Origin of the sequence: Mesorhizobium sp. M0601, assembly GCF_040320845.1 — a bacterium.
Classification (GTDB): domain Bacteria; phylum Pseudomonadota; class Alphaproteobacteria; order Rhizobiales; family Rhizobiaceae; genus Mesorhizobium.
On the sequence record NZ_JAMYQK010000110.1, the window covers coordinates 1 to 1398 of the forward strand.

At 59.7% G+C, this 1398-nt stretch carries 1 protein-coding gene and 1 pseudogene; both read left to right on the plus strand.

Features of this window, described 5'->3' with window-relative positions:
* Positions 1-1193, plus strand: a pseudogene (locus NKI41_RS33040) (aldehyde dehydrogenase family protein); the annotation flags it as partial.
* 7 nt (positions 1194-1200) lie between these two features.
* Positions 1201-1398: fumarate hydratase (locus NKI41_RS33045; RefSeq protein ID WP_352687238.1), on the plus strand; the 198-nt coding region annotated here is incomplete at its 3' end.

The following is a 1398-nucleotide window of genomic DNA, read 5'->3' on the forward strand; positions in this document are numbered from 1 at the left end:
CGAAGGTGGGAGACGCAGCGAAGGATTTGTCGAGGGAACAGGGGAAAACGATTGCCGAAGCAACAGGCGAGTACGCGCGCGCAGTGGAAACGCTGGAGTAGTACGGCACACACGCCGAAGAGCTGTCGGCCCCAGTTCCACATGGCCTGAACCGAATGATCGTCCCTGAGCCGCTCGGTGTGGTCGCTGCCTTCACGCCGTGGAACTATCCCGCAGTGCTTATCGCTCGCAAGCTTGCCCCCGCATTGGCGGCAGGCTGTCCTGTAATCCTCAAAGGGGCAGAAGAGACACCGAGTGCTGCCATCCACATTGTTGAAGCGTTGCGCCAGGCGGGTATCCCGGACGGCGTGGTTAATCTTGTCTTCGGCGTGCCGGCGCAGATTTCTGAACGTCTGCTCGGCTCGCCAATTGTGAAAGTCTTGACCTTTACTGGCTCCACCGCTGTTGGAAAACACCTGGCCAAGCTCGCCGCGAACAACTTGCAGCGGTGTGTCCTTGAACTCGGTGGACACTCCCGCGTCGTTGTATGCGAGGATGCGGATCTCGCTAAAGCCGTCCCGGCAATTTCGGAATACAAGTTCGAGTGCGCGGGCCAGAGTTGCAATGCACCCAGCAGAATCCTCGTCGCCCGGCCACTCTATGAGGAGTTTCTATCCCGAATGACCGAAGTCGCCCGCAAAATCAAGGTCGGTCCACCCGACGACCCTACGACGGAGATGGGACCGATGGCAAACGCGCGGCGAATCGAGGCCATGCAGCATCTGGTCAAGGACGCGGTGGAGCGCGGCGCCCGCATCGAGACCGGTGGCGCCCGCCTCGACCAGCCGGGTTTCTATTGGCCGCCAACCATCCTGACAGGGGTGCCCAAGGATGCGAAAGTGCTTCATGACGAGCCGTTCGGGCCGATCCTGACTGTGGCGCCGTTCGACACGATCGAGGAGGCTATCGAAGAAGCCAATGCCACCGAGTATGGCCTGGCCGCCTACTTCTTCACTGGCGCCGCCGATGCGAAACGAGCGCTGATCGGCGGTGTTTCGGCTGGAGCTGTCAGTGTAAATTACCTGAAAGGGGTTTCCGCAGATGCGCCGTATGGAGGCGTCAAGCAGAGCGGTTATGGTTATGAAGGTGGCGAGCAGGGCCTGCGGAACTTCCAAAGCCTGAAACTGGTCAACGGGCTTGGGTCATTCGGGTAAGAGCTTGGTGAACAAAAGGACACGCACCATTGCCGGTGAAGACATCACAAGGAGCGTCGCCGACGCCCTTCAGTACATTTCCTATTACCATCCTCCAGACTATATCCGGTATCTTTCGCAGGCATACACTCGCGAACAGAGCCCGGCGGCGAAGAATGCCATCGGGCAGATCCTGCTGAACTCCCGCATGGCGGCCTTCGGACGG